The 26,979-nt window shown below is 69.4% G+C and carries 23 protein-coding genes and 1 pseudogene; 12 read left to right on the top strand and 12 right to left on the bottom strand.

The features are described from left to right. The 3 genes and pseudogenes from ACWCOV_RS29335 to ACWCOV_RS29325 form a co-directional block, all read right to left on the bottom strand. Window positions 1-253 (bottom strand): TipAS antibiotic-recognition domain-containing protein (locus tag ACWCOV_RS29335; RefSeq protein WP_449832551.1); only part of this gene is annotated, 253 nt, incomplete at its 3' end. Between the two features lie 74 nt (window positions 254-327). Continuing rightward, window positions 328-744: pseudogene (locus tag ACWCOV_RS29330) on the bottom strand (hypothetical protein); the annotation flags it as partial. Window positions 745-895: 151 nt separating this feature from the next. Then, entirely contained in the window at window positions 896-1,582 is a 687-nt protein-coding gene (locus ACWCOV_RS29325; protein WP_449832550.1) for a maleylpyruvate isomerase N-terminal domain-containing protein, read from the bottom strand. 68 nt (window positions 1,583-1,650) lie between these two features. Between ACWCOV_RS29325 and ACWCOV_RS29320 the strand changes: the two genes are divergently transcribed. Continuing rightward, window positions 1,651-3,096, top strand: a complete 1,446-nt coding sequence (locus ACWCOV_RS29320; RefSeq protein ID WP_449832552.1) for a fused MFS/spermidine synthase — start codon at window positions 1,651-1,653, stop codon at window positions 3,094-3,096. A gap of 42 nt (window positions 3,097-3,138) precedes the next feature. Next, window positions 3,139-4,761: a phosphoglucomutase (alpha-D-glucose-1,6-bisphosphate-dependent) gene (gene pgm / locus ACWCOV_RS29315; RefSeq protein ID WP_449832549.1), complete on the top strand. Its 1,623-nt coding sequence runs from the start codon at window positions 3,139-3,141 to the stop codon at window positions 4,759-4,761. On the opposite strand, the gene ACWCOV_RS29310 is transcribed toward pgm, so the two are convergent. Further along, the gene (locus ACWCOV_RS29310; protein WP_449832548.1) at window positions 4,758-5,144 is read right to left on the bottom strand and encodes a DUF3037 domain-containing protein; all 387 of its coding nucleotides are present in this window, start codon (window positions 5,142-5,144) and stop codon (window positions 4,758-4,760) included. The genes pgm and ACWCOV_RS29310 overlap by 4 nt on opposite strands. Then, complete coding sequence (locus tag ACWCOV_RS29305; RefSeq protein ID WP_449832547.1) at window positions 5,141-5,878, bottom strand: HipA family kinase; 738 nt, start codon at window positions 5,876-5,878, stop codon at window positions 5,141-5,143. Before ACWCOV_RS29305 ends, ACWCOV_RS29310 begins: the two co-directional genes overlap by 4 nt. A 48-nt stretch (window positions 5,879-5,926) precedes the next feature. Between ACWCOV_RS29305 and ACWCOV_RS29300 the strand changes: the two genes are divergently transcribed. After that, the gene (locus ACWCOV_RS29300) at window positions 5,927-6,982 is read left to right on the top strand and encodes a carboxylate-amine ligase (RefSeq protein WP_449832546.1); all 1,056 of its coding nucleotides are present in this window, start codon (window positions 5,927-5,929) and stop codon (window positions 6,980-6,982) included. Here ACWCOV_RS29300 and ACWCOV_RS29295 read toward each other — a convergent pair. From ACWCOV_RS29295 to ACWCOV_RS29280, 4 genes are all read right to left on the bottom strand, one after another. Beyond that, window positions 6,979-8,754 (bottom strand): glycerophosphodiester phosphodiesterase family protein, encoded by a 1,776-nt coding sequence (locus ACWCOV_RS29295; protein ID WP_449832545.1) that lies wholly within the window; start codon window positions 8,752-8,754, stop codon window positions 6,979-6,981. The two genes, ACWCOV_RS29300 and ACWCOV_RS29295, sit on opposite strands and share 4 nt — an antisense overlap. Window positions 8,755-8,926: 172 nt before the next feature. Then, complete coding sequence (locus tag ACWCOV_RS29290; protein WP_449832544.1) at window positions 8,927-11,584, bottom strand: ABC transporter permease; 2,658 nt, start codon at window positions 11,582-11,584, stop codon at window positions 8,927-8,929. Then, complete coding sequence (locus tag ACWCOV_RS29285; RefSeq protein ID WP_449832543.1) at window positions 11,581-12,345, bottom strand: ABC transporter ATP-binding protein; 765 nt, start codon at window positions 12,343-12,345, stop codon at window positions 11,581-11,583. Before ACWCOV_RS29285 ends, ACWCOV_RS29290 begins: the two co-directional genes overlap by 4 nt. 74 nt (window positions 12,346-12,419) lie before the next feature. Then, a complete protein-coding gene (locus ACWCOV_RS29280) occupies window positions 12,420-13,394 on the bottom strand; it encodes a hypothetical protein (RefSeq protein WP_449832542.1) in 975 nt (324 codons plus the stop codon). A gap of 143 nt (window positions 13,395-13,537) precedes the next feature. Here ACWCOV_RS29280 and ACWCOV_RS29275 point away from each other — a divergent pair, with 143 nt between their 5' ends. Next, on the top strand, window positions 13,538-16,903 hold the full coding sequence (locus tag ACWCOV_RS29275; RefSeq protein ID WP_449832541.1) for a S8 family peptidase: 3,366 nt from the start codon (window positions 13,538-13,540) through the stop codon (window positions 16,901-16,903). Between the two features lie 230 nt (window positions 16,904-17,133). Here ACWCOV_RS29275 and ACWCOV_RS29270 read toward each other — a convergent pair whose 3' ends face one another. The 3 genes from ACWCOV_RS29270 to ACWCOV_RS29260 form a co-directional block, all read right to left on the bottom strand. After that, the gene (locus tag ACWCOV_RS29270; RefSeq protein ID WP_449832540.1) at window positions 17,134-17,739 is read right to left on the bottom strand and encodes a hypothetical protein; all 606 of its coding nucleotides are present in this window, start codon (window positions 17,737-17,739) and stop codon (window positions 17,134-17,136) included. Window positions 17,740-17,941: 202 nt separating this feature from the next. Beyond that, complete coding sequence (locus ACWCOV_RS29265) at window positions 17,942-18,646, bottom strand: trimeric intracellular cation channel family protein (RefSeq protein ID WP_449832539.1); 705 nt, start codon at window positions 18,644-18,646, stop codon at window positions 17,942-17,944. A 76-nt stretch (window positions 18,647-18,722) separates the two neighbouring features. Then, entirely contained in the window at window positions 18,723-19,430 is a 708-nt protein-coding gene (locus tag ACWCOV_RS29260) for an alpha/beta hydrolase (RefSeq protein WP_449832538.1), read from the bottom strand. An 87-nt stretch (window positions 19,431-19,517) separates the two neighbouring features. On the opposite strand from ACWCOV_RS29260, the gene ACWCOV_RS29255 reads away from it, so the two are divergent. The 8 genes from ACWCOV_RS29255 to ACWCOV_RS29220 all read left to right on the top strand — a co-directional run bounded on the left by ACWCOV_RS29255 (window position 19,518) and on the right by ACWCOV_RS29220 (window position 26,974). After that, window positions 19,518-20,249, top strand: coding sequence for a GntR family transcriptional regulator (locus ACWCOV_RS29255; protein WP_449832537.1), 732 nt, complete (start codon window positions 19,518-19,520; stop codon window positions 20,247-20,249). A gap of 210 nt (window positions 20,250-20,459) precedes the next feature. Further along, the gene (locus tag ACWCOV_RS29250) at window positions 20,460-20,861 is read left to right on the top strand and encodes a hypothetical protein (protein ID WP_449832536.1); all 402 of its coding nucleotides are present in this window, start codon (window positions 20,460-20,462) and stop codon (window positions 20,859-20,861) included. 89 nt (window positions 20,862-20,950) lie between these two features. Then, window positions 20,951-22,066: a GNAT family N-acetyltransferase gene (locus ACWCOV_RS29245; RefSeq protein ID WP_449832535.1), complete on the top strand. Its 1,116-nt coding sequence runs from the start codon at window positions 20,951-20,953 to the stop codon at window positions 22,064-22,066. Then, a complete protein-coding gene (locus ACWCOV_RS29240; protein ID WP_449832534.1) occupies window positions 22,038-22,988 on the top strand; it encodes a potassium channel family protein in 951 nt (316 codons plus the stop codon). Before ACWCOV_RS29245 ends, ACWCOV_RS29240 begins: the two co-directional genes overlap by 29 nt. A 76-nt stretch (window positions 22,989-23,064) precedes the next feature. Beyond that, window positions 23,065-23,967, top strand: a complete 903-nt coding sequence (locus ACWCOV_RS29235; RefSeq protein ID WP_449832533.1) for a zinc metalloprotease — start codon at window positions 23,065-23,067, stop codon at window positions 23,965-23,967. Between the two features lie 148 nt (window positions 23,968-24,115). Then, on the top strand, window positions 24,116-25,105 hold the full coding sequence (locus tag ACWCOV_RS29230; RefSeq protein ID WP_449832532.1) for a LacI family DNA-binding transcriptional regulator: 990 nt from the start codon (window positions 24,116-24,118) through the stop codon (window positions 25,103-25,105). 115 nt (window positions 25,106-25,220) lie between these two features. Next, window positions 25,221-26,144, top strand: a complete 924-nt coding sequence (locus ACWCOV_RS29225; RefSeq protein WP_449832531.1) for a carbohydrate ABC transporter permease — start codon at window positions 25,221-25,223, stop codon at window positions 26,142-26,144. Further along, the gene (locus ACWCOV_RS29220; protein ID WP_449832530.1) at window positions 26,141-26,974 is read left to right on the top strand and encodes a carbohydrate ABC transporter permease; all 834 of its coding nucleotides are present in this window, start codon (window positions 26,141-26,143) and stop codon (window positions 26,972-26,974) included. Before ACWCOV_RS29225 ends, ACWCOV_RS29220 begins: the two co-directional genes overlap by 4 nt. Window positions 26,975-26,979 lie beyond the last annotated feature (5 nt).

Here is a 26,979-nt window from a genome sequence, read left to right as displayed (position 1 = left end):
CCCACGTCAACCCACCAACCCCACCGTCACCAACCTCCCGGCCGAGTACATCTAGCTCCAGGTGGCCGACGCCGGCGTTGGCCTCGGCTGAACCCGGTACGACGCCCGCCGGCACAGCCGCCGCCAGCTCTGCGTGCAACGCCTCCGTGGACGCAGCCACCGCGCGCCAGTCGTCCGGAGCGAGTGTGCTGGTCCCCTCGACGTACTGGGCCCACTGCTTGGAGACGCCCCAGCGGTCCTCGGCCTCTTGCACCCACTCCGGCCGCCAGTGAGCTGAGCGCGCTGCCGACGCAGGTGCTCGCGCGCATCGGCGGCCGGGTCGTCCAGCAGCCGACCGATCTCGGCGAGCGGCAGCCCGAGCTCCCGGTACACGAGCACCTGGTGGATCCGGGCGATGTCGTCACCCGAGCAGACCCGGTAGCCGGCCAGGGTGCGTACGCTCGGCCGGGCCAGGCCGACCGCGTTCTCCGGCGTGGTCACGGTCAGCTCGACCGAGTTCCACCGCTTAAGCTCAGGACCGTCAGTGCACCCAGGGACCAACTCCGAGCACCGAGCGGCGATCTCGTCGAGCTGGCCCAGGACACAAGCGAAACTGATGCTCTGAGCCGCGGCCTCGGCAGCCGCCACCCCGGGCACCAGGAGAACGTCCTGGAACGCCCACCGGCGCAGATGGGTCACCTGCCCGCCGGGCGCCGAGAACAAGTCGATGAACCCCAACCCGCGGATCCAGAAATCCTTCGACATCGCAAGGTCGGCGGTCGGGATGGTGACGAACATCGGCATGCCGTAGATCTCCCGATAGACCTCGGGTGCGGTCGCGTCGAGAGCCGGGATCGGAACAGGGCTGGTGTACGAGTTCATGCCTGCGATCGTCGAGCCTGACGTTACGTCAGGGTCAATCCGATAACGGCCGGGCGGCCTGCGGCAGTCGGGGGAGCTGTCGGCTCCACGCGTCGGCGTACTCGGGCGTCGACCACGTCCATGACCGGATCTGCTCAGCGCTGCGGCGCCCGAAAACACCCCGGAAGAGCTCGTACGTCGACGTGCGCACCGCCGCGACGGGCCTGCCGCGGCCGAGTTCGTACCGGGCGTCGGGTGTCTCCATCGACAGGGTCCCGAAGGCATGGTCCGACGGATCCGATTCGGACAGCGCCCAGTCGAGCGTCGCCAGCCAGAGGTCCCGCGGCGGGCGCCCGAACCCCAGGACACCGTGCAGGTCCGCCTCGTGCGTCCCCGCGTCCGCCCACGGGTTGCACACCAACGGGTGCTCGCTCGTGCCCGCCAGGATCACCTCCTCGAGCGCCGGTCCGCTGACCGCCCATTCCTCGAGTACGGCGTCGATCGGCAACCGGCGGCGGGCTTCGACCTGGACGGCCGTCCACGGTGGTTCCGGCGCCCCGTCGAGGTTGCCCGTGGCGAAGTCCGTCGCCACGCCGGCCAGGTGCGAGACCACGTCACGCACAGTCCACGCCGGGCAGGCCGGGACGTAGCGGTCCAGGTCGGCCGGGTTCAGGGAACGCACCGCGTGAGTGACCCGTTCCCGGGTCCCGGCGTACAGGGCGGCGCTGGTCGCAGGATCCATGACTACCTCCTTCACAGGACTGACGAACGGGCCCGCTTCGGATCGACAGATAGGGTGACGCGGTGAGCATGGGTGACGTGGGGTCGCGGCTGGCGATCGCGTTGGCGTTCGGCAGTTCGGCGGCCGTGATGGTGCTGGAACTGGTCTCGTTGCGGCTGGTCGCGCCGTACATCGGGCTGACGCTGGAGACGAACACAGCCGTCATCGGGGTCGCGCTGGCCGCGATCGCGACCGGCGCCGCGCTCGGTGGGCGCTACGCGGACACGGTGTCGCCGCGGAAGACGCTGGGACCGCTGGTGCTGATCGGCGGCGCTCTGGTGATGCTGATCCTGCCCGTCGTGCGCTGGACCGGTGAGTCGCTGAGCGCCGGCACCGATCTGGTGTTCTTGGTGCTCGCAGTGGCCCTATTCGCACCGGCCGCGCTGCTGTCCGCCGTGACGCCGATGGTGACCAAGCTGCGGCTGGCGACGCTGGCCCAGACGGGTACGGTCGTCGGCCGCCTGTCGGCGTACGCGACTGTCGGTGGCATCGCGGGCACGGTGCTGACCGGGTTCGTGTTCGTGTCCAAGATCCCGATCAGCACGATCGTGCTCACGCTCGGCGGCCTGCTTGTGGTGGCCGGTGCGGTATTGACCGTCGTACTGCGCGGTGCCCGGACGGCTGTGAAGCCGGTAGCCCTCGCGCTGATCGGTGCCACGCTCACCCTGGTCGCGCCACGGCCGTGTGAGGTGGAAACGGCGTACCACTGCGCCCGCGTGGTCGCCGACCCCAACCGCGAGGGCGGGCGCACGCTGTATCTGGACCAGCTCCGGCACTCGTACGTCGACCTGGACGACCCGACGCACCTGGAGTTCGACTACATCAAGAACTTCGCCGCCGCGATCAACAGCACCTGGCCGGACGACCGCCGGCTGGACGCGCTGCACATCGGCGGCGGTGGCCTCACCATGCCGCGGTACCTGACCGCCACCCGCCCGGGCACCCACAACAAGGTGTACGAGATCGACGGCGCCGTGGTCGAGCTGGACAAGAAGGAGCTCGGCGTCCGGACCGGGCCGGAGCTGGACGTCACGGTCCGCGACGGCCGGCTCGGGATCCGCGCCGAGCCGACGGACAGCGACGACCTGATCATCATGGACGCGTTCAGCGGGGTGTCCGTGCCGTGGCACCTGACCACGCGCGAGGTGGTCGCGGACATCCGCCGGGTCCTGCGCCCGGACGGCCTGTACCTGGTGAACGCGATCGACTTCGGCGAGGCCGCGTTCGCCAAAGCCGAGATCCGGACCCTGCAGGACGAGTTCGCGCACGTCAGCGTGATCGCCAGGAGGAACGACGAGGGCGGCAACTTCGTGCTGGTCGCCTCCGACCGGCCGATCGACGAGCAGGCGATCGCGTCCCGGATCGGTCCGACCATGGAGCTGAAGCCCGACCTGGCCGGTTTCGTCGGCGACGCGCCGGTCCTGACCGACGACTACGCGCCGGTCGACCAGCTGCTGACGCCGTTCACAAGCTGAGCCGGAGTTGTGCTCGCGGGCCGGGGCTTGTTGCATGGCACCATGCACCCACGCGCAGGCCAGCCCGCTCAGCCCGAGGACCTCGTCGACGTCGACGCGCTGCTGAAGGCGTACGACGACCTCACCCCGGACGTGGACAACCCCGCCCAGAAGGTCGTCTTCGGTACGTCGGGACACCGCGGCTCGAGCCTGGACGCCGCGTTCAACGAGGCGCACATCCTGGCCATCACCCAGGCGATCTGTGAGTACCGCGCCGGCGAGGGCACGTCCGGACCGCTGCTGGTCGGCCGGGACAGCCACGGCCTGTCGGAGCCGGCCTGGCGGACGGTGCTCGAGGTGCTGGCGGGCAACGACGTACAGACCCTGGTGGACAGCGCCGACCGGCTCACGCCGACTCCTGGGGTGTCGCACGCGATCCTGCGGCTGAACCGCGGCGCCGGGGCCGGTGCGGACGGCATCGTGATCACACCGTCGCACAACCCGCCGCGGGACGGCGGCATCAAGTACAACCCGCCGCACGGCGGCCCGGCCGACTCCGACGCGACCGGCTGGATCGCGGCCCGGGCGAACGAGCTGATCGCCGGCGGCAACCGGGAGGTACGGCGCAAGCCGTTCGAGCAGGCGCGGTCGGCGGCTGGGGAGTACGACTTCGTCGGCCACTACGTCGACGACCTGCCGTCGGTGCTGAACCTGGACGCGATCCGCGCGGCCGGGGTGAAGATCGGCGCCGACCCGCTCGGTGGCGCCAGCGTCGACTACTGGGCCGCGATCGCCGAGCGGCACGACCTCGACCTGACCGTGGTGAACCCGCAGATCGACCCGGCCTGGTCGTTCATGACGCTGGACCACGACGGCAAGATCCGGATGGACTGCTCCTCGCCGTACGCGATGGCCTCGCTGGTCGCGCAGCGGGACCGGTACGACGTGGCCACCGGCAACGACGCGGACGCGGACCGGCACGGCATCGTCACCCCGGACGCCGGGCTGATGAACCCGAACCACTACCTCGCCGTCGCGATCTCGTACCTGTTCGCCAACCGGCAGTGGGGTCCGGAGGTCGCGGTCGGCAAGACCCTGGTGTCGTCGTCGCTGATCGACCGCGTGGTCGCGGACCTGGGCCGGCGGCTGTGGGAGGTGCCGGTCGGCTTCAAGTGGTTCGTGCCGGGACTGGTCGACGGCTCGGTCGGCTTCGGCGGCGAGGAGTCGGCCGGCGCCAGCTTCCTGCGCTTCGACGGGACGGTGTGGACCACCGACAAGGACGGCATCCTGCTCGCGTTGCTGGCGAGTGAGATCACCGCGGTCACCGGTGAGACGCCGTCACAGGCGCACGCGAAGCTGGTCGAGCGCTTCGGCGCGTCGGCGTACTCGCGGGTGGACGCACCGGCCACGCGGGACCAGAAGGCCAAGCTGTCGGCGCTGTCCGCGGACGCGGTCACGGCGACCGAGCTGGCCGGTGAGCCGATCGTGGACCGGCTGACCAGCGCGCCGGGCAACGGCGCCGCGATCGGTGGGCTGAAGGTCACCACCGAGTCGGCGTGGTTCGCCGCGCGCCCGTCCGGCACCGAGGACCTGTACAAGATCTACGGCGAGTCCTTCAAGGGCGCCGAGCACCTGGAGCAGGTCTTTGTTCAGGCCCGCGAGGTCGTCTCGAAGGCGCTCGGCTAGCGCACGAAGGAGTCGAGCAACCGGTCCAGGTCCGCGGCGGGATCGTTGGTCAGCCCGCTGTGGATCGGTCCGGGATGGACGACGGTACTGCGGGGTGCCGCCAGCCACCGGAACCGCTCGCCGATCGTCGTCGCCGCGGCCGGTCCGCCGTCCGGATCGCCCGCGCAGATCGCCCGGATGTGGTCCAGCGACGCGCAGACCACGTCGACGTCGACCGCCGGGTCGAGGGCCTTCAGACGGGACGGCTCGACGTCCCAGGCCGCGCCGAGGAAGTCCAGGGCCCGGCAGTACAGCACGGCGCCGACGTTGATGAACTCACCGCGGTGGATCCGCGGCGCCGCTCGCAGGATCACGTAGTCGAACGGAACGAGGTCAGCAGTCACCGGTCACCTCCCGGCAGCCAGGCGGCGCGATTGTCCAGCCGGGCGAGCAGATGGCCGAGGTATCGCTCCCGGTCCCCGTCGTCGATCCACTCGTCCGGCACCAGCCCGATCACCTCGGTCAGCAGCTCGGGCGTGATCGCCGCCGCGAGCTCGGCGTCGAGCGCCGGTACGTCGGGCGCCGCGATCGAGAACACGTGGTCCGCGGCGTCGTACGGGAGCGCGGCGAACTTCTCCGCGGGCATCCAGGAGTGGTGGAAGTACAACGCCGCGCCGTGGTCGATCAGCCAGAGGTTCTTGTGCCAGACCAGCAGATTCGTGTTGCGCCAGGACCGGTCGACGTTGGCGACGAACGCGTCCAGCCACAGGATCCGGGCCATGCCCGCGGCACCGGGGTTGCCGGCCGAGCCGTCGTACCCGAAGGAACCGGGCAGGAAGTCGACGGCCAGGTTCAGCCCGGCGCTGCGCAGCAACAGCTCCTGGATCTCGAAGTCGGGCTCGGACTTGCCGATCGCCGGGTCGAGCTGCATCAGTTTGAGCTCCGGCACCCGCAGCCCCAGCCGACGGAACAGCTCGCCGACGATGACCTCGGCGACCAGCGCCTTCGGGCCCTGGCCGGCGCCGTGGAACTTCAGCACATAGGTGCCAAGATCGTTGCCCTCGACAACACCCGGAAGCGAGCCGCCCTCACGCAGCGGCAGCACGTAACGGGTTGCGATGACAGTCGGCAGACTCACGCCGCAGAGCCTAGCCGCCAGCGGTTTGTCAGCGGGTACCGGATGTGGGTGAAGCCTCCCTCGATAGGAGTCGAAGAAGAGCTCCTGCTGGTCTCCGCCACCGGTGAACCCCTCCCGCGCAGCAAGGCGGTCGTGGCGGACGTGCAGGAGCTCGACATCGCCCTCGAGCTGACCAGAGCCATGGTCGAGATCAATTCCCCGGTCTGTGAGACCGCCGACGAGCTGCGCGGCCACCTCACCGAGATGCGGTCGAAGCTCGCCCAGGCTGCTGCTCAGGAAGGCGCGCGGCTGCTGGCGATCGCGGTACCGCCGCATGGGCGAGCTGCGCAGGCGATCACCCTGAAGCCGCGCTACCAGGAGCTGGCTGCCAAGTGGGGGCTGCTGGCCCGGGAGCAGGGTGTCTGCGGCTGTCATGTGCATGTCGACGTACCGAGCAGGGAGGCGGCGATCCGGGCGAGCAACCATGTGCGGCCGTGGCTGCCGGTGCTGTTGGCGCTCACTGCGAACTCACCGATCTACCTGGAGCAGGACACCCGCTTCGCGAGCTGGCGATGGCTGATGACGACCCGGTGGCCGTGTGCCGGACCACCGCCGTACTTCGAGTCGATCGAGCACTACGACGCACTGGTCGCGATGCACCTGGCGGCGGGCACGCTGATCGACGAGCAGATGGTCTACTGGGACATCCGGCCGTCGTCACACCTGCCGACGATCGAGGTGCGGGTCAGCGACATTCCGCTCACCGTGGACGAGACAGTGCTCCTGGCGACCCTGGTCCGCGCCTTGGTGATGACGGCCCTCGAGGACGGTTCCCAGGGCCCGTCGCTGGAGCCCGAGGTACTGCGAGCCGCCTACTGGCTCGCCGCACGGGACGGACTGACAGCCAACGGCCTCGATGTCCGTACGGCGGAGTCACTGCCGATGGTCGACCTCCTGAAGCGGTTGCAGCAGCATGTGGAGCCGGCGCTGCAGGAGCTCAATGCGGCGGACATGGTTGAGGACAGCATCCAGCGGGTACTAAGCACCGGCAACGGAGCCGTCCGCCAACGCAGGGCCTTCCGTGAGGGCGCCAACCTCATCGCCCTCACGGAAGTCAAACCCTAGTTGCGCAGGAACGCTTCGAGTCCGTGCAGGTCGTCGGTGTTGATGTGGTCGACGCCTGCCGCCTCCAGCTCGCTCCACAGGGCCTCGCGGGCCGCGCCGCGGATGTCGGGCGTCGCCCAGAACCGCACCCGGTAGCCGGCGTGGTGAGCCTGGACGACGATGTCGTGCAGCTTGGTCTTCTCGGCGGTCGGCATCGGGCCGATGCCGGTCCAGGTGAAGTGGTTGGTCCAGTTGTCGCTCACCAGCGGCATCAGTGATGCCGGCATCCCGGACTGCAGGTCGGCGAGCCGGCCGTCGTACCCGGCGTACCGGACCTTCTGCGCCTTCAGCACGTCGAGCGGACGGTTGCCGCTGATCACCGCCGTGACTGCGCCCCTGACCACGCGACCGTTGATGAACACCGTGCTGATGCCGCGGTACTTCTTCAGCTCCTGGTCGATCGCGGCGTACGTCGACGGCCCGTCGCTCTTGATGTCGATCAGCAGCTGGAAGTCCCGCCCGTGCTTGTACACCTGCCCATGGTTCTCCCGGACCCGGTCCGCCAGCGGCTTGAGGTAGAGGCTCTCCAGGTTCCGCCCGGGTACGGCGTCCTCCAGGTCGTGCGCGACCCGCAGCTCACCGTCGACCAGCCACACGTCGGCCTCGACGCTGTTGAACCCGCGGTCCAGCGCGTCCTGCAGCGGCCGCCGGTGCTCGTAGTCGTTGTGCGCGTGCGCCGACGGCAGTGCGCGGACGGCGGGAGCGTCGTACGAGCGGGGGAGCCGGAAGCCCTCGGCGCGTACGACGTCACGCAGCCGGTCGGGGTAGTCGGTGATGATGCCGTCGACACCCTTGTCGATCAGGGACTGCATGGTCGCCGGGTCGTCGACCGTCCACGGCACGACCTTCAGGCCCGCGTCGTGCGCGGACTTCACCATCTCCTCGGTGACGTACGGCCGGTACGTCGGGTCGGTGATCTTGCCGTCCTGCGGGAAGCCGTGCACCGGCGAGATCGCGGCCGCGCCGAACGACTTGGTCGCCTTGACCAGGTCACCGCCGAAGTCGTCGATGTCGATACCGCCCAGCCACGGCGACTTGCCGGGCTGGCCGACCTGCAGGAAGTCGTAGTTCGTCAGAGCGACCAGCGGCAGCTCGGGCGCGACCTGGCGCATCCGCATCAGCGCGCCCCAGTCGAAGCTCTGGATCGTCACCTGGCGGGCGATCCGGGCGGTCCGGACCTCCTGCGCGACGACCTGCACGAACTGCTCGCGCGGCGCGGTCTCGGACGGCGCGCCGGCTTCGACCTTGGTCTCGATGTTGAGCTTGACGCCGTACGCGTGGAACCGGTGCACCAGCGCGAAGATGTCGCGCAGCTCCGGCATCTGGGCGCCCGGGTCCGGCTGCTGGCCGGGGTAGTTCGGCAGCGTCTGCGAACCACAGTCGAGCTGCTTGACCTGCTTCAGGGTGAGGGTCTTGATGAACTTCCCGACGTACGGATACTCCGGGTCGCCCGGGGTGTAGGGCGCGGTGTCCTTGCACTTCGTGCCGGAGATCCTGCGGTCGTGGGTGACGACGGCGTGGCCGTCCTCGGTGATCTGGACGTCCAGCTCGAGCGTGCTGACGCCCAGCTCGAGGCCGTGCGAGAAGGACGCGATCGTGCTTTCCACCGTGAGCCCCAGGCCGCCGCGGTGGGCCTGGATGTCGAAGTCGCCACGAGACGCGGCAGCCGGAGCGGCCGGCAGCAGTCCGGCAACGAGGGCAAGCGGAAGCAGCGCGCGGGTAAGGCGGCGCATGAGGGGTTTCCTTCCAGAGGGGTGTGGGCGGACGCCCCTGAGGCTGGCTGCCACAGGGAGACCTGTGCCTTCGTGAAGGTAACCCAGAAGCGGCCGACTGGTGACCTCCGCGTGTCGCGGAGTGACTACGGAGCGGATACGACCCGTCGCACGACACCGCGGGGCCGCAGCGCTACTCGTACTGCAGGGCCTCCAGCGGGTTCAGCCGGGCCGCCCGGCGGGCCGGCCAGATCGCGGCGAAGATGCCGACCACCACGGCGACGACGGCGAAGATCACCAGCTGCCCGGTCGGGACGGTGAACGTGATCTCGTCCAGCCGGGCGGCCAGCAGCGACGCGAGCACGAGGCCGAGGATGATCCCGATCACCGCGCCGATCAGCGCGGTGATCACACTCTCCTGGCGGATCATCCGCTTCACCTGACCTCTGGTCAGGCCGATCGCGCGCAGCATGCCGAGCTCGCGGGTCCGCTCGAAGACGGTCAGCACCAGCGTGTTGACGATCCCGAACAGGCTGACCAGGACCGACAGCGCGAGCAGGACGTAGAGCACGTTCAGCAGGCTCTTGACGCTGTCGGTCTGTGCCGACTTGAACTCGTCGCGCGTCATCGCCTTCGCGTTCGGGAACGGCCGCAAGGCGTTCTCCAGCGCAGCCGAGTTCTCCGCCGTCACGCCGCCGCGCAGGTTGACGAACGTGTAGACGTTCAGCGGCTGCGTGCTGGCCGAGTCGAACGTCGCGGTCGAGATCGTCACGTTCCCGAATGGCGACCCGCCGGCCGGCGGCCGGAAGATCCCGCGGACCTGCAGCTGCAGGGTCGCTCCGGTCGGCATCACCATCGGGAACTGCGACCCCAGCGCGAGCCCGTGCTCGTCGGCGTACTCGGCGTCGACGATCGCGCCGTCCGTCCCGAGCTCACCGAGCGACGACTGCGAGCCGTCCCGCCAGTCGAAAGTGAGCAGCTGCGGCGCCTGCGCATCGACGGCCGTGATCACGATCGTCTTGCCGAACGCCTGCGCCTGCCCACCACGAACGCTGGTCAGCTCCTCGACGGCCGGTACGTCGGCCACCGCGGCGGCGACTGTCGGCGGCAACGGGCTGAAGTTGTTCTGCGCGGTGATCGCGTAGTCGGCGCTGAAGATCCCGTCGACGGCCTGCTCGAACGGCTTGATGATGCCCGCGCCGAGGGTGGCGACCAGCGTGACCAGGGCCAGCCCGATCATCAACGCCGCCGCGGTCGACGCCGTACGGTGCGGGTCGCGCCGGCTGTTCTGCCCGCCGATCGCGACCGCGGGCCGGTCGGGGAGGACCCGCGGGAACTCGGCCGGCCGGCCGAACAGCCGCCGTACCGCCCACAACGGCAGCAGGACGAACGGCCAGATCAGCGCCGTGAGTACGACGACGGCCCAGCGCGCGATCGGATCCGACACCGCAGCGAGCGGCCGCACGAGGCGCGCGGAGAACAGCGCGATCCCGATGAACAGCAGCAGGACGCCCGCGCCGAGACACGACAGCAGGGCGGTTGTCGACAATCCGTCTGCGAACAATCCGACCAGCACCATCCCGATACCCGCCGCGGCGAGCAGTGCGGCGCCGACCGGGCGGAAGCGGTGCAGCGGACCGGGCGCGAGCGTCGCCCCTTCCCGGACCGCGGCGATCGGCGGAACCCGGGTCGCCCGCCAGGCCGGCCGGAGACTCGCGAGCACGGTCACCAGCACACCGACCACCAGGGAGACCACGATCGTGCGGGTCTGGAACACCAGCCCGTTGTTCGGCATCGTGAGGCCGACCGAGTCGAACAGCTTGAACAGCCCGGCCGCGATCGCCAGCCCGAGGAACATCCCGATCACCGCCGCGACGAACCCGGTCAGCAAGGCCTCGAGCACGACCGTGCCGAGGATCTGCCGGCGGGACGCGCCGAGCGTCCGCAGGGTGGCGAACTCGCGGGTCCGCTGGGCGATCGTGATCGACAGCGAGTTGGCGATCACGAACGAGCCGACGAACAGCGCGATCCCGCCGAACACCAGCAGGAACGTCTCCAGGAAGGTCAGGAAGCTCGCCGTGCCGGCCGCGTCCTCCGCCGCCTGGTCCTCGGCGGTCCGGACCTGCGTCGCGTCGGGCAGGATCGGCTGGACCGCGTCGATCAGCTGCTGGTCGCTCGTGCCCGGCTCGGCCGCGATCAGGATCTGGTCCAGCTTGCCGGACTTGTCGAACAGCCGTTGCGCGGTGCCGAGCTCGAACCCGGCCAGCGTCGCTCCGCCGATCGACGAGACCGAGCCGAACTCGACCAGCCCGGTGACCCGCATCCGTTCCGCCGCGCCACGGGCCTGCACGCCGACCGTGTCGCCGGCCGCGAAGCCCTGCTCCTTGGCGGTCTCGGTGTCGATCACCACCTCGTTCACCGCGGGCCAGTCGCCGGACACGAGGGTGAGCGTGTTGAACTGCGGCAGCGCCGGATCGACGCTGAAGCCGATACTCGGCGCGCCGCCGGTCGAGACCGCCTTGCCGTCCTTGCCGATCAGTTGCGCCTCGCCGGAGACGGCGCCGCCGGCCGCGCCGACCTCGGGCAGCCCGCGGACCTCGTCCAGCAGGCCCGCGTCGAACGGCGGCGCGGTCACCGTCCCGTCCTCGGCCGGGTCGAACGCCGTCTTCCCGGTGATCGCGGCGTCGGTGTTCTTGTAGTTCTCCGAGAAGATCGAGTCGAACGCGCCGGTGATCGAGTCGGTCAGCACGTACGTGCCGGAGATCAGCGACACCCCGAGAACGACGCCGATCGCGGTCAGCGCCGTCCGCAGCTTTCGGGCCAGCAGCCCTTGCAACGCGAACCGGATCACTGCAGGTCCAGCGTGTCGATCATCTGCAGGATGTCGTGCTGGCTGGTCTGGCCGGTCTCCTTCACGATCTCGCCGTCGGCCAGGTAGAGCACCCGGTCGGCCATCGCGGCCGCGCGGGCGTCGTGCGTCACCATCACCGTGGTCTGGCCGTACTCCTCGACCGAGCCGCGCATCAGCTCGAGGATCTCGCCACTGGTCCGGGAGTCCAGGTTGCCGGTCGGCTCGTCGGCGAACACGACCGTCGGCCGCGACACCAGTGCCCGCGCGATCGCGACCCGCTGCTGCTGGCCGCCGGACAGCTCGGCCGGGCGGTGGTGCAGCCGGTCGGCGAGCCCGACCCGCTGGATCAGGTCGGCGAAGAACTGCGGCTCGGGCTTCTCGCCGGCGATCGTCAGCGGCAGCAGCACGTTGTCCCGGGCGGACAGCATCGGCAGCAGGTTGAAGAACTGGAAGATGAACCCGATGTGCTTGCGGCGCAGCTTGGTCAGCGCGTCGTCGCCGAGCGTCGTGATCTCGGTGCCGTCGATCCGGACCGAGCCCGACGTCGGCCGGTCCAGCCCGGCCAGGATGTGCATCAGCGTCGACTTGCCCGACCCCGACGGCCCCATCACGGCCGTCAGTTGCCCCGGCTCGATCGACACGTCCACACCGTGCAACGCGCGGACGGCGGTTTCCCCCTCGCCGTACACGCGGACGACACCCTGCGCCTCTACGACCCCCTGCGTCTCCACGACGTCCGTGGTCCCCTCCAAGCCGACCATCGCGCCCCTCCCCGGCGGATCAGCGGCCCCCAGCCTCAACGGTCACCCCATTCGAGTGTGCCCGCGTCGGACGATCAGATCCAGCCCCGGCGGGCGGCGTGGAAGCCCAGCTGGAGCCGGGTATCCGCGGAGACCATGTCCATCAGGGCCCGGACTCGTCGCTGAACCGTGCGCATCGAGAGGTTGAGCTGGTTCGCCACCGCCTGGTCGGTGAGCCCCGCCAGCAGCAGGCCGAGGATGCGGGCATCCATCTCGGGCAGACCGTCAGATGGGCCCTCCACCATGCCGTCGGTGCCCAGCACGAGCGGCAGGCCGTCACGCCACACCCGGTCGAACAGCGCGAGCAGTGCGTCGAGCATGCCGCTGCTGTGCACGATCAGCGCACCGATGCTGCCACCAGCGCCGGACAGCAACGGCACCAGTGCGATCCGCCGGTCGACGATCAGCAACCGCATCGGTAGCTCCTGGACCACGCGGACCTCTTCACCCGCCTGCAGCGAGTCGGAGGCGGCGGCGAAGAACCCGGGCCGGTCGAAGGCGCTGCGCTCGATCAGCACCCGGTAGCGAACACCACGGTTGACCGCCGCGTCCTCTTCCATGTTCTCCTCCGGCGGGACGACAGCGATCTCCGCCTTCACGAATCCAAGGACCTCCTCGCGCGCGGACATCTGCAGCTGGGCGAACCGCTGTCCGACCGCCTTGGCACCCCGGACGACGTCCACCACATCGCTGACCGACCGCTCGGTGTCGGTGCCGCGGTAGACCTCGGCCAGCGACTCGATCTCGCGCTGCGCCCGTCGCAGCTCTTCCTCACGCTGCACGGCCAACGCAGCGAGGGCGACCGACGGCGGCGAGGCGACGTACCGGTCCGTGCCGCTGCTGGACCGAGCGGCCAGGCCGAGTGTCTCGAGCGCGACCAGTGCGCGGGCGGCCTCGACCGGGTGGCAGCCGAGGCGGCCGGCCAGGCCGGCGGCGTCGTACGACGGCACCTCGACGAGGGCGCGGTAGGCGAGTTCTTCGGAGTCATCCAGTCCGAGCACGTCGAGCACGATGCCTCCCAGCAGACGGTTGTGTGGCGGGCGGACTCTGGCGGGTTCGTGAATTGTCGCAATCTTGCCAGGCCGGGCCCCTCTCTGGCTGGCGGTTTTGCGATGGACTGACCCGCGACAACGTCACGAAGGTGGTCATCCGCATGTTTTTCCGCTCACTGGTGCGCAAAACCTTCGCCGGCGCAGGGATCACGGCCCTGCTCGCCGTCGCCTCTCTATCCGCCTCTGGACCCGCTTCCGCCGGCCCGCCCGCGCCGGCCGCCGAACCCCGGCCGACGCTGCCGGTGCAGGTCGACACCGAGAAGGTCGTCACCCTCCTGACCGGCGACAAGGTCCAGGTGACGCCGGCCGGCACCGGCCGCAGCAGCGTCCGCTTCGTGCCCGCCGACCCCGCCCGGGTCGGCTACGAGACCCGCACGGTCGGCAAGGACCTGTACGTCGTCCCCGACAGCGCGGCCAGGCTCGTCAACAACGGCAAGGTGGACCAGGCGCTGTTCAACGTCAGCGGCCTGATCCGGCAGGGGTACGACGACGCGTCGACCAGCGAGATCCCGGTCATCGCCACCTACAAGCCCACCGCCCGCGCCGCCCAGCAGGCCGTCCCCGCCGGATCCACCCGGACCCGGACGCTGGCGTCCGTCGGTGCGGCCGCCCTGCGGACCGACAAGGCGCGGGCCCACGAGACCTGGCAGACCCTGTCCACCGGCCGCGACGTCCAGAAGCTGTGGCTCGACGCGAAGGTGCGCAAGACCCTCGACCAGAGCGTCCCGTACGTCGGCGCCCCGCAGGCATGGCAGGCCGGGTACGACGGCAGCGGTACGACGGTCGCCGTACTGGACTCCGGCGTCGACGCGGAGCACCCGGACCTGGCCGGCGCGGTCAAGGCCCAGCAGAACTTCACCGACAGCCCGGAGGTCGGCGACCGCGACGGCCACGGCACGCACACGTCGTCCACGGTCGCCGGTCGCGGCGTGGCCTCGAACGGCAAGAACAAAGGTGTCGCACCAGGTGCGCAACTGCTGTCGGGCAAGGTGTTGAACGACTACGGCAGCGGGGAGCTCTCCTGGATCATCGCCGGCATGGAGTGGGCCGTCGCCGAGGGCGCCGACGTGATCAGCATGAGCATCGGAACCTCCGAACCCGTCGACTGCACCGACCCGATGGCGGCCGCCGTCGACCGGATCAGCGCCGAGTCCGGCGTCTTGTTCGTCGTTGCGGCGGGCAACCTCTACGGCCCGGCCGAGACGATCAGCAGCCCCGGCTGCGCGGCGTCGGCCCTGACCGTCGCGGCCACCGATCTCACCCAGACCACCGCCGACTTCTCCAGCCGTGGGCCGGTGATGAGCAACCATGCGGTCAAGCCCGACATCGCGGCTCCGGGTGTGGACATCACCGCGGCCCGAGCGGGTGGACGCGGCGACTCGGCGTACACCGACATGAGCGGCACGTCGATGGCGACGCCGCACGTGGCCGGTGCAGCGGCGATTCTGAAGCAGAAGCACCCGGACTGGACCGGTCAGCAGCTGAAGGCAGCCCTGCAGAACTCGGTGCGCTCGGCGAGCAAGGTCGGGATCTACGAGCAGGGCGCGGGAGAGCTGGACGTCGCTCAGGCCGTCACGCAGAAGGTGACCGGTCCGGGCACCGTCGACCTGGGCACCTTCGCCTGGCCGCACACGCCGGCAGATAAGCTCACCAAGCCGCTGACCTACGTGAACGCCGGGGACTCGCCGGTGACCCTCACCTTCGCTGTTGATGCCCGCGGCAACAACGGGAAGGCGCTGCCGGAGTCCTTGATCAGCTTCGGCGCCAGTTCGCTGACCGTCCCCGCCGGCGGCACCGCCGAGCTCCCGGTGACGATCGACCCGTCCGCCTCGCTGGACTACGGGCTGTACGGCGCGGTCAGCGCCCGGGTGGTTGCTACTGGCAACGACGGCCGGACCGTCGTGACGCCACTCGGCTTCTACCTCGAGCCGCAGTTCGTCGACGTCACGTTCAAGCTGATCGACCGCAACGGGCAGCCGGCCTCGTCGATCACCGCGCTGGACGTGTTCGACCTGGACAGCATCGCCGCGCAGCGGATCGGGTTCGAGGGCGCGGACCGCACCCTGCACCTGCGGGCCGGCACGTACTCGCTGGCCGCGATCATCGCGACCGCGAACGCCGACGGGATGGTCGAATCGTACTCGTTCCTCGGCAACCCCGAGGTCACGCTGACCGCGAGCACCACGATCACGTACGACGCCCGGACGGCCGCCGAGGCCAAGGTGACGACCCAGCGGCCGGCCGAACGCAAGGGCGGCAGCCTGACCTACGGCCGGGTCGTCGACAACTGGATCCTCGCGTCGAGCCGCAGCTACGGCACCCAGGTCAAGTCGGTCTACCTCGGCACCACGCCGGAGGCTCGCCGGGGCACGTTCGAGGTGGTCGAGGGCTGGCAGCTCGGATCACCGGCGGGCGCCGAGTCGCCGTACCTCTACAGCCTGGCGTTCGCGCACGAGCAGCAGGTGAAGGGCAAGCCCGAGCACCGGGTGCGCGATCGCGAGCTGGCCACGATCGACGCGACGTACCACACACCGGGGAAGGACTACACCTACTCCGAGTACGTCGACGTGTGGCGGCCGTGGAGCATCCAGCTGATCCCGACCGGGACCCGCGGATCGGTCGCGGCGCCGGCCCGGGTGCAGCACCTGGTCACGGCCGACCGGGACACGAAGGTGTCGCAGATGGTCGGGCACGCGGACTCGATGAGCTGGCCGTTCGCGACCCTGATGACGTCGACGGCGGCGTCGTACCAGGCCGGCAGCCGGCACACCGAGAGCTGGTTCAAGGCCGGGCTGCGGCCGGGGCTGGTGACCGATCAGACCACTGGTCTGAAGTATGCGCCGGCGGCCCGGGAGGGCAACTCCGTCTGGAGCAACTTCGCCAGCTGGGCCGACACCGAGCCGGGGCACTTCTCCCGGCAGGGGTTCCTGGACCTCGGCGGCACCGAGCTGCTCGCGGACGGGGTGTCGCTGGGGGAGTACGGGTTCTACGGGCAGGGGTACTGGGACGTGCCGGCCGCGGCGTCGAACCTCGAGCTGGTGTACGACCTGATCCGGTGGCAGCGCGGTGACTACAAGTGGGAGTCGCCGACGACGGCCGAGACCCGGTGGAGGTTCAAGAGCTCCGCGGCGGACGCGGGCAAGTCCCTTCCGCTGCTGTTCCCGGACTACGACCTGCCAGTCGACCTGAACGACCGCGCACCCCGGCTGAAGGTGTTCCCGATCACCATCAGCGCCGAGTCCGGCCACTGGTACCAGCCGGGGCGCTTCACCAAGGCCCAGGCCTGGACGTCCACCGACGACGGCGCCACCTGGACCCAGATCCCGGTCGTCAACCTGGGCTCCAAGGCCGTCGCGCTGGCCGACAACACCAAGGCCACCGACTTCGTCACCCTCAAGGTCGCGCTGACCGACGCCAACGGCATCTCGGTGACCCAGACGCTGACCCGTTTCTACCGAGTTCGCTAAACAGCAGAAACGCCCCGGCCACGCGGCCGGGGCGTTCTGCGGTGCGAAACGTTTGGTGGCGCCGGACCGGGAAGCGCCTCACGGCGCGTGGCCGCTCGTAGCGGCTTAATTTGGGACCCGGGGCTTGCACCGGCCCGACACCTCGAACAGTGTAACGGGTGCCGAAAGCCCTTGTCCTGTTGGGATCTCGGGCCTCAAGACGCCATAGCACCCGAAGTCGATCTCTGCAACTACCAGAGTTGCCCGGCGCGTTCGGTGCGCGCCGCGGTCTGCAGCTGGTCGGCCATCTCGACCAGCTTCGACGCCGACAGCACCTGGTCGTGCCCGTCGTCCGCGAGGTGCGCGCGGCCGGTCGCGACGATCCGCGCGAACGCCGCCGCCCGGTCCAGGGTGGTGGCGAAGTCCCCGGTCGCGACCCCGCGCAGCACGGCGTCGACCATGTCGCGAACCTCGGCCGGACCGGGCGGTTCGGCGACCCCCGCGACCACTGCGTGCACCTCGGCGTACTTGCGGCCGGCGGTGAACTCGCGCGATACCTCTTCCGCGTTGGAGTGCACCCAGGACCGCAGCAGGTACAGCCGCCAGAGCGCTCCCGGCAGCGAGTCGGCCGGTGCGTCCGACCACAGCTCGGCCAGCTCGTCGAGGCCGTAGTCGTCGGCCAGCTTCACCACCCGCGCGTGCACCTCGGTGTCCTCCGACGACCGGACGCCGCGAACCAGCAGCTCGGCGGTCCGGTGCGCCACCTCGGTGACGGCAGCCGGGTCGGCAGCGCCGGGCAACGACTCGAACAGCTTGTTGCCGGGCATGATCGGACGACGCGGATTGGGGCTGGTCACACGCTCAATGGTGCCTGACACCATCACCCGTCGCACGTTGACCCGGCCGAGTCAGGCCCTGGCGGTCAGTACGCTCGGAGCCATGGCAGGTGTACCTGGGACAAGCGCGGCTGGCCCGGTGTCGGCGAAATCGCTAGGAGCCTGATGGGCCCGGTTCCGTCGCTGTTCCGTCGGCGAGGCAACTCTCAGGGCTAGTGCTCGATTAGTGGCCCTCCTCCGAGCCCGCTCCGAGGCGTCCGCCCTCGGCCCTTGGAGTCGCCTGTGGACGCCGAGGGCGCACCACGAACTGCTCCGGAAAGGTCCAGTTGAAGCGGACGGCGGCCAGGCGCATGAGCGTGGTGACCACCACGCAGACGACTCCCGCGATCAGGATGGGCGTGCCGAGTTCGGCGAGCAGGACCAGCGCTGCGGTGCCGGCACCCGCGGCGACGGCGTAGAGGGTGCCCACGTGCAGGAAGGAGAACGGCAGGCTCAGCATGACGTCGCGCAGCATCCCGCCGCCGATGGCTCCGATGACGCCGACCACCAGTGCCCCGGCCACGCCTACGCCGAGGGACAGCGCCTTCGAGGCCCCGATTGCCCCGAACAGCCCCATCACGACGGCGTCGAGCACGGTGATCAGCCATTCCGCTCGTGACAACAGGGGTTGCAACACCATGCCGAGGATCGCCGAGGCGCCGGCCACGATCAGGTACCAGTTGCTCCAGACCACGACCGGCGGCTGATTGAGCACGATGTCGCGGAGCAGGCTTCCCCCGAGAGCGACGGCGAGTCCGATCACGACGACGCCAAGCACGTCGATGCGGCGCGACCTGACGCCCGCGGCGAAGAGCGCCCCTTGAAGGCCGCCGAGTCCGGCGGCCAGGAGTTCGATCCAGAGCGTGACCTGGAAAGGCGTGATCGACATGTGAACCTCCGAAGAGCTGGGGCCGGCGCGCGCGATTGGCGTGGGCCGGCCCCTGGGTCGAACGTGGATCAGCGGTTCACCGACCGGCGTGCGAAGCGCTCTTCGCGGCCTCGTCGATCGTGTCGGAGACGACGCCGGCCTGCGTGATGAACAAAGCATGGCTGGCGGACACGTTGGTGATCTTCGCGCCGCTCCGCGTCGCCATGTGCTGCAGCATGGCCTGGTCGAACGACTTGTCCTCCGTGGCGATGACGGCCCAGCTGGGCTTGTCACGCCAGGCGGCGTTCTTCAGCGGCGTGTCGAAGACCGACATGTTGATCGGGATCTGCGTGTCACGCAGGAAGGCGGCGTCCGCGTCGGTGGCGTCGTGGGCGAACCCGGCCTTGAACTTGTCGTGGTTGAGGAACCCGTATCCGTCGTCGACGACATCGATGACGAAGTCCGGCGTCGCCGCGAATCCCTCGTACTGCTGGCCCGTGGTCTCGCCGGCGTCGGGTGCCAGTGCGGAGACGTAGACCAGACCGGCCACGTTCGGGTGGACACCGACCTCGGTGATGACGGTGCCGCCCCAGGAGTGGCCCACCAGGATCGTGGGGCCGTCCTGCCGGTTCAGAACCCGTGTGGTCGCCGCGACATCGTCCTCCAGTGAGGTGAGCGGGTTCTGCACGATCGTCACTTTGTAGCCGCGCGCCGTCAGATTGTCGTACACGCCACGCCATCCCGAGCCATCAGCGAACGCGCCGTGCACCAGCACGACGTTCTTGATCTCCTGGTCGGTGCTCATGGTCTGGTCCTCCCTCTTCCCGCCGGGAGTGCCCGAGCGGATCGGTGACGAGCTCGGCGGTCGCGGCTCTGATATGCAATATATCGCATGCTGCACATCCTCACAAGCCGCGCTTGGGGTTTACGAGATGCAGGGATGTGTGTGCAATATGTTGCAATGCCGATCCCTCTGAACACCCCTGCCGTCGACCGCACTCTCCTGCGCGACGATGTTTACCGACGCCTCCGCGACGCCATCGTCGATGGAACGTTCAGGCCGGGGGAGCAACTCAAGGACGGCGACCTCGCCGCCTGGCTGGGGGTCAGCCGGACCCCGGTGCGCGAAGCGTTGCTGCGCCTCGGGGCGAGTGGATTGGTGGTGGCGCTGCCGGGTCGTTCCACGACGGTCAGCGCCATCGACATTCAGGTGGTGCGGGACGCAAGAGATGTCGTCGCCGCGATGCATGAGTTGGCCGTGCGAGAAGTGACGGGCCGGCTCAGTGAACAGGACGTGGACCGGATGCGGGACGCGAACCGCCGGTTCGCTGGGGCGGTGGCATCAGGCGACGTCAAGGCCGCTCTGGAGGCGGACGAGGAACTGCACAGGATTCCGGTCGCCGCGCTGGGCAATCAGGCACTCGAAGCGGTCATCGAGCGCTTCGACCCCTTGATCCGTCGCGCGGAGCGGATGCGCTTCGGTGTCGACGGCCGAGCATCCGTCGATCGGCACGAGCAGCTGATCAACCTCATCGAGGCGGGAGACGCGAACGGCGCCGCATCTGTGGCGTTCGACATCTGGCACAGCCTCTCGGTCGACGACGACGCCGAGGCCGACGCCTGAGCGGCTGGTTCGGGAGTTGCGGCCGCGGGAAGGGTCGAAAGCCGGATGGCTTGCGGGACCAATTTCGATGCCGTGCGCAACGGATATGGCACTCCGCGGTACTCGTGGTGGTTGTCGTTGACCACGGAATCATTGGCGAACGTTGCACTATAACCGCAGGTCAGAGGCCACCTGGCTCGCCTGGACGCCGCGGTCAGTACGCTCGGAGACATGGCAGGTGTACCTGGGGACAAACGAGCGCGGTTGGCCAAGAATCTGGTCAAGTACGGCGTGCGGTACGGGCCGCTCGCGGTCGAGGCGATCCGGCACGGCCGCGAGCCCGCTCAGCAGGCGCTGCAGGCCGCGATGGCGAAGCGGGCCGCGCGGAAGAAGGCGATCGAGCACGCGCTCACCGTCCGCGACGGGTCCTTGCTGAAGGTCATCCGGGACGGGCAGGCGATCTTCTTCGTGTTCAGCGGCGACGCGATCGTGACGACGTACCCGCCGGTGCCGGCGAACACCTACCCGGAGCTGCTCCGGCACGCCGACCTGGACAAGCGGGAGCCTGCGGTGGTGCTGGCGGCCCGCAAGCCCAGGATCGGGCCGCGGATGCCGAAGATGCGCCGGCGCTGAAGGTTGACGCGGGCGTAACATTCCGGACCCGGCCGGGCAACAGGCCTGACCGAGAGTGGAAGGACGTTTCCACGAGGGAGGGCGTCCGCATGCTCTGGAAGATCAGGACCGAACTCGCCGACCGGCCCGGTGCGCTGGCCGAACTCGCTGCACGGTGTGGTGCGGACGACATCAACATCCTGAGCCTGGAAGTGTTCACCGCCGAGACCGGCGCCGTCGACGAGCTCGTGGTCTCGGCCGGCGTCGGCTGGACCGCGGAAGACCTGACCGCCCTGGTCGCCGAGGCGGGCTGTGCCCGTACGACGGTCCGTCCGTGCCAGGCCGACGTACTCAGTGACGGGCCGACTCGCTACCTGCGCGCCGTACTGCGGCTGATCGACGACCCGGTGTCGGTCGACGAGGAACTGGGCAACCTGCAGGGGTTCGACGAGTACACCCCGGCCGAGTGGGCGCGGGCCGACGTCCTCGTGGAGATCGCCGGCCGGCTGGCCGAGCGGTTCGACGGGACCGTGATGGACGGCCCGCGGCCGGGGAGCGGTGTCCCGGAGTTGCGGAAGGCGAGTGTCGAGGACGCCGAGGCGGTCGTGGCCATGCACGAGCGGTGCTCCTACGAGAGCCGCACCCGGCGCTACCACGTGCCGATGCCGAAGCTGACCACCCGGACCGCGCGGCACCTGTCCGCGCCGGCCGGTGGGATCTCGATCGTGGCCGTGCTCGGCGACGCCGTCGTCGGGATGGCGACCGCTGCTCCGTGGGAGGAGCTCGGCAGTACGACGATGGAGGTCGCCGTACTCGTGGAAGACGGGTGGCAAGGGCAAGGCCTGGGGCAGCAGTTGCTGCGCCGGCTCGTCGTCGAGGCGCGGGAGCTGGGCGCCGACCGGGTGGTCTGCATGGTGCAGCCGGAGAACCACGCGATGCTGCGCACCCTCGAGCGGCTGCGGATGCGGTCCCGGGTCGTGCAGGACGGCGACAGTCTGATGGTGACTGTCGCACTGTCCGACCAGAGCCTGTCGCATGCGGTGGATCGGCCGCCGGTGCAATATCGTCGGACTCGTGCCACCCCTTCCCATCGGTCGCAACCCCCACGGTCTGCTGGTCAATCTGCCCGCGAGCACGCGCTCGCCGCTCTTTCAGCTGTTCCTCCGCTTTCTGGTGGCGCTGGGGCTGCTGACCGTGATGGTGCTCATCGTGGTGGTCGACCGTGACGGGTACAAGGACAGCTACGATGGCAGCGTCGACTTCATCGACGCGATCTACTACGCGACCGTAACCCTCACCACCACCGGGTACGGCGACATCACGCCGGTGACCCCGACGGCGCGGTTGGTCAACGCCTTCATCGTCACCCCGCTGCGGATCTCCTTCCTGGTGGTCCTGGTCGGCACGACACTGGAAGTCCTGGCAACCGAGGGTCGGCGCATCATGCGCGACACCCGATGGAGGAAGCGCATGAAGGACCACACCGTCGTCGTCGGCTACGGCACCAAGGGCCGATCCGCCGTCCAGACGCTGATCAGCAACGGGGTGAAGCGCGAGAACATCGTGGTGATCGACCCGCGCGCGCAGGCGATCGGTGACGCGGGCAACGACCAGATGGCCGCGTTCCACGGTGACGCGACGAGCCGGACGGTGCTGCGCCGGGCCGAGGTGATGACCGCCCGCGAGGTGATCGTCACCACGGACCGCGACGACGCCGCGGTGCTGGTCACGCTGGCGATCCGGCAGCTCAACCCGGACGCGCACATCGTGGTCGCGGTGCGCGAGGAGGACAACGTCCCGCTGCTGCGGCAGAGCGGCGCCGACGCGGTGGTCACGTCGTCCGAGGCGGTCGGCCGGCTGCTCGGCCTGTCCGCGGTCAGCCCGAACCTCGGTGAGGTGATGGAGGACCTGCTCACGTACGGCGAGGGTCTCGAGGTGGCCGAACGACCGGTGCTCGGCCGCGAGGTCGGCAAGCCGCCGTCCGCGCTGCCGGACCGGGTTGTCTCGGTCGTGCGGGACGGCCGGGTGCACCGGTACTACGACTCCAGCGTCTCGGTCCTCGCGGCCGGCGACAAACTCATCGTGGTCCGCCCGGCCAAGGAGACCCCGTGGGCCGAGCGGCCCGGCGCCGACGACGAGGACGAGTGAGCCCTTCCGATCTCGTCCGCTGAGTGCTTACCTCGGAACTGGCGGGGATGGCTCCGGTCCGAGGTGGTGAGGCATTGTGCGGTGGAGAAAGACGTTCAGCGTGGTCGCCGTGGCGCTGATGGTGGGGTCGGGAACGACCGCGGCGCAGAGCCAGGTGGTTGCCGAAGGTAACGAATGGCTCATCGGGTGTGATCCGGGCGCCGCCGAGGCACGCGGCGGACCGGCCCGCGAGCCGGATCTCGGGCAGCCGCACCAGGACCTGCCGGCCGCGGCGAAGGGCAAGGCCGGTGCGAACTTCAAGGCGACGATCCCGGTGTACTTCCACGTCGTCACCGACGGAGCGGTCGGCGCGTTGACGACCGCGCAGATCGACGCGCAGATCAACGTGCTGAACAACACCTTCGCGGGTGGCGAAGGCGGCGACAACAGCGGCTTCAGCTTCCGGCTCGCCGGGGTGACCCGGACCGACAACGCGGCCTGGTTCGCCGCGAACCCGGGCGGCACGAACGAGCACAGCATGAAGCGGGCGCTGCACACCGGTGGACCGGGCGACCTGAACTTCTACTCGACGACCGCGGGCGCCTACCTCGGCTGGGCGTACCTTCCGGACATCGTGACGAAGCCCGGGCAGGCCTATCTCGACGGTGTCGTCGTCGACTGGGAGTCCCTGCCGGGTACGTCGACGACGTACGCGGGGCGCTACGACCAGGGTGAGACCGGGACGCACGAGGTGGGCCACTGGCTCAACCTCGAGCACACCTTCTACGGCGGCTGCAGCGCACACGGCGACTACGTGGACGACACCCCGGCGCAGAAGACCCCGACCAGCGGATGCCCGGCGGGCAAGGACACCTGCAAGGCACCCGGCCTGGACCCGATCCACAACTACATGGACTACTCCTACGACTCCTGCTACACCGAGTTCACCCCCGGCCAGTCCCAACGCATGGCCGACGCCTGGCTCCTGTACCGGGACTAGGCACACACCAGCGAACCGGATCGTGACCTGAACGGTCACGGTCCGGTTTCGCCTTGTAGCGGGACCTTCCCTGGTGTTGACGGTTCTCGGCCGGGCGTTTTAATGTCTGATCTGTAAACGATTACAAGAACGATTACAGGAGGCCGGCGTGAGTCGTCCGACGATCGCTGGGGTGGCCCGGGCGGCCGGGGTCTCGGTGGCGTCGGTGTCGCGTGTGCTGAACGGGCTGCCGGCCACCGAGGAGATGGTCGAGCGGGTGCAGCGGGCGGTCCAGGAGCTCGGGTACGTGCCGGACGCGCGGGCCCGGTCGCTCAAGGTCGGCCGGACGTTCCAACTCACGCTGGCCGTCGCGGACGTCGGCAACCCGGTGTACGTGACGATGATGCGCGCGGTCGAGGAGGTCGTCTCGGCGGCCGGCTACCGCCTGGTGGTGACGACGACCGGCCCGGACGTGGTCGACGAGGTCGCGCTGGTCCGCGGGATGGCGCGGGGGTACGCCGACGGCCTGGTCATCAGCCCGCTCCGTGTCGACGAAGACCTCGTCAAGTCCATCCGCGAGTGCGAAGTCCCCGTGGTCGTAGCCGGCAGCGTGCCCGCCAAAGCCGGGGTCGACACGGTCCGAGCCAACTCCCCGAAGGGCATCGCCCTGGCCGTCGAACACCTGAAATCCAAGGGCCGGGAGCAGGTCGCGTTCGTCAACGGACCGGCGGACACCGTGCCCGGTGCCGCGCGGGCGAAAGGCTTCGCCGATGCGATGAAGGAGTTCGGGTTGCGGTCCGCGGGCGAGATCGAGGCCGCCGACTTCACCTTCGCCGCCGGACGGGACGCAGGGAAGACGCTCTTCGCGCAGAAGCGTCCCAGCGCAGTGATCTGTGCCAACGACCTGCTGGCGGTCGGCGTCATGCACGAGCTCGCGGCCTACGGGCTGCAGGTTCCTGCGGAGGTGGCTGTGGTGGGGATGGACGACAGTGAGTTGGCCGAGCAGAGTTTTCCGCCGTTGACGAGTGTGAACCTGGGGTCGGCGGAGCGGGGGCGGCGGGCGGCCGAGTTGCTGCTGGCCCGGATCGAGGACAGCAGCCGGGCGCCACGGCGAATCGTCGTACAGCCGTCTCTCAGCGTGCGGAGGTCCACCCCATGACGGTGCTGATGCCACGCCTCCGGCGCGGCGGGTCATGGGGCTGGAACTCCCGGCCTTCCCTCGTCACTCCGGTCGCTTCGCTCCCTGCGCTCCTCAGTCCAGGCCGGGAGGCCCCATGACCGCGACCGTGACGGCCCCGCCGCCTACTCCAGTGAAGACGCCGGGCAGGCCGAAGCAGAACCGTGAGGCGATCTTTCTCTTCCTGCCGGCGCTGCTCCCGGTGCTGCTGCTCAGCGTGTACCCGCTGGTCCGCGGGATCGCGCTCGGCTTCACCGACGCCCGCGCCGGCCTGAACGTCGAGACGAACTTCATCGGCTTCGAGAACTTCGGCAAGCTGCTGCAAAACGACTTGTTCTGGTCCTCGTTCCGGATCGGCATCATCTGGACCCTGTCGGTGACGATCCTGCAGTTCGTCGCCGCGCTCGGCCTCGCGCTGCTGCTCAACACCGACATCAAGTTCCGCGGCGTCGCCCGGACCCTCGCGCTGATCCCGTGGGCGATGCCTCCGGTGGTCGTCGCGATCATGTGGCGGCTGCTGCTGCACCCGACCAACGGCCCGGTCAACGAGGTGCTGCAGACCCTGCACCTGACCGACCAGCCGATCAACTTCCTCGGCGACTTCAGTACGGCGCTGCCGGCCGTGATCGTGGTCGGGATCTGGGTCGGCATGCCGATGACCACGGTCACCCTGCTGGCCGGCCTGCAAGGCATCGATCGCTCGCTGTACGAGGCGGCCGCGGTGGACGGCGCGAGCGCGTGGCGCCAGTTCTGGAACATCACGCTGCCGCAGCTGAAGACCGTGATCGTCGCGATCACCAGCCTGGACATGATCTGGAACTTCAACTCGTTCGGCCTGGTCTACGTGCTGACCGCCGGCGGTCCGGGCGGCAAGACGATGCTGCCGATGCTGTTCGCCTACAACGAGGCGTTCCGGTACGGGAACTTCGGGATGGCCGCGGCGATGGGTGACGTGATGGTCGTGATCATCATCGTGTTCCTCGCCTTCTACCTGCGGAACCGGTTGAGGAGCCAGGCATGAGAACACGTCCGGCCGCGCGGTTCCTGCAATACGTCGCCGTCGCCTGCTACCTGGTCTTCCTCGGCTTCCCGCTGCTCTGGCTGATCTCCAGCTCGCTGAAGTCGCCGCAGGAGTTCGCCGGCATCACGCCGTCGCTGCTCCCGAAGAACGTCGACTTCGCCAACTACACCGACGCGCTGGAGGAGCAGGGCCTGGTCCGGTCGATGGGCAACAGCCTGCAGATCTCGGTGCTGAGCACGATCCTGGTGCTGATCGTGTCGTTGCCGGTCGCGTACGCGCTGGCCCGGTTCCGCAGCCGGCTGCGGCCGGTCACGAACGGCTGGATCCTGGTCAGCCAGGTGTTCCCGGTGATCCTGATCGTGATCCCGCTGTTCATGATCCTGCGGCCGCTGCACCTGACCAACACGATCCCCGGCGTGGTGATCGTCTACATGGTCTGGTCGCTGCCGTTCGCGTTGTGGATGCTGCAGGGGTACGTCGCCGCCGTGCCGCGGGAGCTGGAGGAGGCGGCGTCGGTGGACGGCGCCGGCCGGCTGCGCACGATCGTGTCGATCGTGATGCCGCTGCTGCGGCCCGGTCTGATCGCGACCGCGATGTTCACCTTCATCTCGGCGTGGAACGAGTTCTTCTTCGCTCTGGTCCTGCTGCAGGACCCGGAGCTCAAAACGCTGCCGCTGGTCCTCGCCCGCTTCGTGGGCGCCGAGGGCCAGGTGCAGTTCGGTCCACTGGCCGCCGCGTCCGTGCTGGCGACGGTGCCAAGTCTGGTGTTCTTCGCCTTCCTTCAACGCCGGCTGACGTCCGGGCTGTTGAGCGGCGCAGTCAAGGGTTAGGAGAT

Source organism: Kribbella sp. NPDC002412 (assembly GCF_053592935.1).
The sequence above is the reverse complement of the archived record's forward strand: the minus strand, read 5'-3'. Positions and strand labels throughout refer to the sequence as shown.

Bases quoted from the DNA above. Each gene is read 5' to 3' on its own strand.
- ACWCOV_RS29220 (WP_449832530.1), top strand. From the start codon at position 26,141: ATGAGAACACGTCCGGCCGCGCGGTTCCTGCAATACGTCGCCGTCGCC.
- ACWCOV_RS29295 (WP_449832545.1), bottom strand. From the start codon at position 8,754: ATGCGCCGCCTTACCCGCGCGCTGCTTCCGCTTGCCCTCGTTGCCGGA.
- ACWCOV_RS29260 (WP_449832538.1), bottom strand. From the start codon at position 19,430: ATGAGCACCGACCAGGAGATCAAGAACGTCGTGCTGGTGCACGGCGCG.
- ACWCOV_RS29240 (WP_449832534.1), top strand. From the start codon at position 22,038: ATGGTGCTCATCGTGGTGGTCGACCGTGACGGGTACAAGGACAGCTAC.
- pgm (WP_449832549.1), top strand. From the start codon at position 3,139: ATGCACCCACGCGCAGGCCAGCCCGCTCAGCCCGAGGACCTCGTCGAC.
- ACWCOV_RS29265 (WP_449832539.1), bottom strand. From the start codon at position 18,646: ATGTCGATCACGCCTTTCCAGGTCACGCTCTGGATCGAACTCCTGGCC.
- ACWCOV_RS29250 (WP_449832536.1), top strand. From the start codon at position 20,460: ATGGCAGGTGTACCTGGGGACAAACGAGCGCGGTTGGCCAAGAATCTG.
- ACWCOV_RS29285 (WP_449832543.1), bottom strand. From the start codon at position 12,345: ATGGTCGGCTTGGAGGGGACCACGGACGTCGTGGAGACGCAGGGGGTC.
- ACWCOV_RS29225 (WP_449832531.1), top strand. From the start codon at position 25,221: ATGACCGCGACCGTGACGGCCCCGCCGCCTACTCCAGTGAAGACGCCG.
- ACWCOV_RS29245 (WP_449832535.1), top strand. From the start codon at position 20,951: ATGCTCTGGAAGATCAGGACCGAACTCGCCGACCGGCCCGGTGCGCTG.
- ACWCOV_RS29320 (WP_449832552.1), top strand. From the start codon at position 1,651: ATGGGTGACGTGGGGTCGCGGCTGGCGATCGCGTTGGCGTTCGGCAGT.
- ACWCOV_RS29325 (WP_449832550.1), bottom strand. From the start codon at position 1,582: ATGGATCCTGCGACCAGCGCCGCCCTGTACGCCGGGACCCGGGAACGG.
- ACWCOV_RS29275 (WP_449832541.1), top strand. From the start codon at position 13,538: ATGTTTTTCCGCTCACTGGTGCGCAAAACCTTCGCCGGCGCAGGGATC.
- ACWCOV_RS29255 (WP_449832537.1), top strand. From the start codon at position 19,518: ATGCTGCACATCCTCACAAGCCGCGCTTGGGGTTTACGAGATGCAGGG.